The sequence below is a fragment of the Anaeromicrobium sp. genome, from assembly GCF_025210435.1.
Classification (GTDB): Bacteria; Bacillota; Clostridia; order Peptostreptococcales; family Thermotaleaceae; genus Anaeromicrobium.
Window position 1 is genome coordinate 1 of the sequence record NZ_JAOART010000116.1, and the last position, 4,841, is coordinate 4,841.

The following is a 4,841-nucleotide window of genomic DNA, read 5'->3' on the forward strand; positions in this document are numbered from 1 at the left end:
ATTTAGTTCATTATTTCCAGGGCTTGTTTCTTTTATATAGGGTGCTGTAACATCTCCAAGCTTTCTTACCACTGTTATGGTATATATTTTGCTACTTTTACCATCCTCTGCTGTTACCTTTATGTAGGCAGTATTCTTTCCCACATCTAAATTTATTGTTTTATTAATTTCCTGAGTACATGATGCATCCCTGTACAGTTTCCACTCTGCTTGATCACTCACCCCTACATCTATTGTTATGCTTTTAGTTCCATACGCAACTTCTTTTGTAGCTGTTAATTCACTAACCTTTAGGTTAGTAGGTGTTTTCCATTCTGTTATATCACATTCTCTTGATAATAACTTTAAAGGACTTCCATCAATGAATGGATACATAGTATCATCATACCCTGTACTTCCATCTGGTATATAGGCTATTGCACCTTCAGCTATTTCATCAAAACACCCATTGATCCAAGGCATAGAAGGTACTGGCTTGTAAAAATTTGGTGCTTTCATTCCTTTAAAAGTTACACTTTTTAGTACATCACAATCGCTAAATGCTCCTCGTCCTATAGAAGTAACACTATCTCCTATTGTCACACTTGTTAGAAATTTATTATATTTAAATGCACTCTCATCTATAGAAGTAACACTGTCTGGTATTGTTGCACTTGTTATTCTGTTATAGGCAAATGCAGTGTTTTCTATAGAAGTAACACTATCTGGTATTACTACACTTGTTAGTCTGTCCTGATAAAATGAATAACGTCCTATGCTTACAACAGATTTCCCATCTAATGTATTTGGAATAATAATATCTCCATGAGGCCCGTTATATGTACAAATTTTCACCCCACCATCTACCTCTTCAAGCGTAACGTCTCCAAGGTTAACTACATGCGCCTCTAATGCATACGTAGTTTTGGTTGAAAAACCTACTAAAGAAAATAATATTGCAAATACTAAAAATAATGATAAGTTCTTTTTAATCATATCCTCTTCCCCTTTCTATTTATATGTGCCAAACTCTTAGGCCCCTATATATCTTTAATATTTTCTTTTACAGTACTCCATATATTCAGTTTAATGAATATATCCATAATTCCTTTATACCTTTCCAAGTTTACCACATGCCACTCAACAAATTCTCAACATTTTCCACTTCCTACGCATGATCTATTTTTTTCATATTGAAGTCAAATTGCCATTATATTTTCCTTTTAGAAGGAATTTGTCCTATAAAAAAAGAACATACTTTACATAAGGACAAGAAAACAAAGGAATATTCTTACAAAAATAATAGGAGGGATAACTTGAAGAAAACAAATGGAAAAAAGCTAGGCCACAGTGTTATATGTGCTTCTTGGCTAGCAGTATTTTGCCTCTTTGGATATAGGTCTACCTTTTCCATATTATTAGGGCCCATGTCTACGGATCTTGGATGGAGCATTTCTAAATTATCATTGGCTTATTCTCTTATGATGAGTGTTTATGCTTTCACTGCATTTTTTAGTGGAATCCTAATAGATAAATGGGGAACTAGACCTGCCTATCTTATAGCCTCTGTAGGAGGTGCTCTTGGTTTTTATTTAACTAGTAATGCACATTCATATATTAGCTATGTACTTCCCTATGTATTATTTGCAGGTGTTGGTACAGGTATGTTATGGGTATCTTCTACCATATCCGTCCGTAAATGGTATGTGGGAAAATCCTATGCTACCATGTGGGGAATAGCCTTCATGGGTGCCCCTGCTGCTCAGATAATCTTAAGTCTCGGTGTGAAAAAATTATTATTAACTTTAGGATGGCGACTTGCCATGAAAGTATTAGCTTTAATAGTTTTCATCCTATTACTCATAGCATCATATTTCAGTCGTAAAAATCCTTCTGATTACGGTTTATCTCCCTTTGGTGTTACTAGACAAGAGGTAAGTAACGAATATGTTTGGAGTTTAAAGGAAGCCTACTCTACCTTCCCAATCTGGGGTGCAATTTTAACTTTTATCACAAGTATAATCGGAGAATTTTTAATATGGACTCAGATAGTAATGTATTGGACTAAAGATATAGGATTAACCCTTACTACTTCTACAAATCTTTATGTAATAATTGGTTTTTCTGGACTTTTTAGTATGCCTCTTATGGGGAGATTGGCCGATAGGGTTGTTTCAAATAAGGCTTATGAATCCATAGGAAGAAAGACCATGCTCATATTTGCACCAGCCATTGGTTTTGTTGCCTGTATACTTTTACTTTTCACAAAAATATCTATTATCTATAGTATAATATCTTGTATTCTATTTTCCGTATACTGGGCCATAGAACCAGGTGGAGTTGCTGGATATATAGGCTCCATATATGGTGGAAAAACATTAGGTAAAATTTGGGGTGCAGCAACTTTAATAGTAATGGGTATTGGCCCTGCACTTGGCAGTTTTATGGGAGCCTATTTGTATGATCTAAAGGGTTCTTATTATTATTCCATTCTCTTTGCCACTTGTGCATTTTTGTTATCTACCATATTTTCCTTGTGCCTACCCTTGAAGGTTCGAATAAATAAAAAATGAATTTAAGGGATGGCTATAAAAGCCTATCCCTTAAATAATTTTTCTATACAAATTTCACTGCCGTCCCATATGCCATTACTTCTGCTGCCCCTTGCATAACTGCATTAGTAGCATATCTAACATTTACAATTCCGTCTGCACCTACGCTTTGGGCTTCTTCTATCATCCTTTTAGTAGCTAATTCCCTAGCCTCTTCCATCATCTCTGCATAAGCACTAATCTCTCCACCTACTAGGGTCTTTAGTCCACTTAATATGTCCTTTCCTACATGTTTAGATTGAACAGTGCTTCCCTTTACTATACCTAAAGTTTTTAATTTATTATCATTTATAAAATCCGTATTAACAACAATCACTTTTATCACTCCTTAATACTATTATTTCTTAATTATATGAATGATAAACGCCATCTATATAAATTTCGTAAAACTAAGCTTTCTTTATACAGTAACTTGTCTATAAGGGAAAATATATTGAAAATTTTTGGAATTGAGGAACGTCACAACTTCCTATGATACTCCAACATGACTCATGAACCTATCTACGAAGATTCATACTTTCGCTTGTGACAAGGACTTCAATGGAAAAAATTTTCAATATATTTTCCTGAAATAGGCTCAGATAAAGCCGGTTTATAAATACGAAAGCTATATTTAAATCTTTCCTATATCTTTTCTATAGTACATATTTTCAAAATTCACCTTAGGAATGGATTCATATACTTTATTTCTAGCTTCTTCCATATTTTTTCCTAAAGCAACTAATGATAATACTCTCCCACCATTAGTTACAATTTTATCTCCCATAGATTTTGTACCTCCATGGAATATTTTCAAATGATTTTCTTCAATTTTTATTTCCTTATTCTTTTCATAGTCATTTGGGTATCCTCCAGATGCTAATACTACACATACACTAGATTCTTCTTTCCACTTTATATCCATATCCTTTAAATTGCCATCTATAATTTCATTCATTATTTCGTATAAATCACTTTCTAATCTTGTGAGTATTACTTGAGTTTCTGGATCTCCAAATCTAGTGTTTATCTCTAATACCTTTGGTCCAGATTTTGTCATCATAAGACCAATGAATAAAATACCCTTATAGTTTAATTTGTATTTATTAAATCCCCCTACCATTTTCTTTAATATTTCTTCTTCTACCACATATTTGTACTCATGATCGTATAACACATTAGGAGAGTAGGTACCCATTCCTCCCGTATTAGGGCCTAAGTCATTATCATAGATGGCCTTGTAATCCTTAGCACTCTCCATAGGAACTATGTGATCTCCATCTACAAAACATAATAAAGAACACTCTATACCCTCTAAAAATTCTTCCATAACCACTTCATTTCCCGATTGACCAAACTTTTTTTGCACCATTATGGTGTCTATGGCATCCTTAGCCTCATTAAAATCTTTAGCTATTATTACTCCCTTTCCAGCAGCTAAACCATCGGCCTTTATGACCACTGGATATGTAAATTCCTCTAAATTTTTTATTGCGTCCTCAGAATTATCTACTCTAACATATTTAGCAGTAGGTATATTATTTTCAATTAAAAACTTCTTAGTAAAGGCCTTACTTCCTTCAAGTTTTGAACATTCCCTATTAGGACCAAATATCCTTAAATTATCATTTTCAAACTGGTCCACGATTCCCATAACTAAGGGAACTTCTGGACCTACTACAGTTAGATCTATATTATTTGTCTTTGCAAAATCCTTTAATTTATCTATTTCTGTTTCACTTATATGAATATTTACACCAATAGTCTCAGTTCCGCCATTTCCTGGTGCAAAGTATATTTTATCTACCTGTGGGCTCTCACTTAGCTTCCAACCAATTACATGTTCCCTAGCCCCACTTCCAACTACTAATACCTTCATGTTCTACCTCCCCTAGTCATGTTAAGACTTTTAACCTCTCAACACTTATAGATTTCTTGGTTTTAAAATTGCTTTATACATTTATCTTTATGGAAAAACATAGAATTAATTTTGCTAGGTTAGTCGTTCGTCGTTAGTAGTTATTGGTTTTAACGAAAGACGACTAACGATTAACGGCTAACCAAATCCAACAAACCCTTTAATTACCAAAAACATTTTTGTATAAAGCTAATTTATCATTACGAAATCTATATAGATTTCTTGGTTTTAAAATTGCTTTATACTGAATATAAAATTTTTTTCTCCAAAAACTTATATTATAGATATCTATAGTATAAGAAAAGGAGTCCTAATCATGGGTAGACCAGCGATGCCAGTAACAACATTACACG

General features: G+C 33.5%; 4 protein-coding genes. 1 reads left to right on the top strand and 3 read right to left on the bottom strand.

The annotated features are described in order from the left end of the window. Positions 1–975 (bottom strand): leucine-rich repeat protein (locus N4A57_RS14275; protein WP_293658672.1); only part of this gene is annotated, 975 nt, incomplete at its 3' end. 320 nt (positions 976–1,295) lie between these two features. On the opposite strand from N4A57_RS14275, the gene N4A57_RS14280 reads away from it, so the two are divergent. Continuing rightward, complete coding sequence (locus N4A57_RS14280; protein ID WP_293658673.1) at positions 1,296–2,552, top strand: MFS transporter; 1,257 nt, start codon at positions 1,296–1,298, stop codon at positions 2,550–2,552. A gap of 43 nt (positions 2,553–2,595) precedes the next feature. On the opposite strand, the gene N4A57_RS14285 is transcribed toward N4A57_RS14280, so the two are convergent. Beyond that, positions 2,596–2,907, bottom strand: coding sequence for a YbjQ family protein (locus tag N4A57_RS14285; RefSeq protein ID WP_293658674.1), 312 nt, complete (start codon positions 2,905–2,907; stop codon positions 2,596–2,598). Between the two features lie 297 nt (positions 2,908–3,204). Continuing rightward, positions 3,205–4,449: a phosphoribosylamine--glycine ligase gene (gene purD, locus N4A57_RS14290; protein ID WP_293658675.1), complete on the bottom strand. Its 1,245-nt coding sequence runs from the start codon at positions 4,447–4,449 to the stop codon at positions 3,205–3,207. Positions 4,450–4,841: the final 392 nt, after the last annotated feature.

What these genes read in the sequence shown, in the direction of transcription:
- purD (WP_293658675.1), bottom strand. Translation starts at nt 4,449, where the DNA reads ATGAAGGTATTAGTAGTTGGAAGTGGGGCTAGGGAACATGTAATTGGT.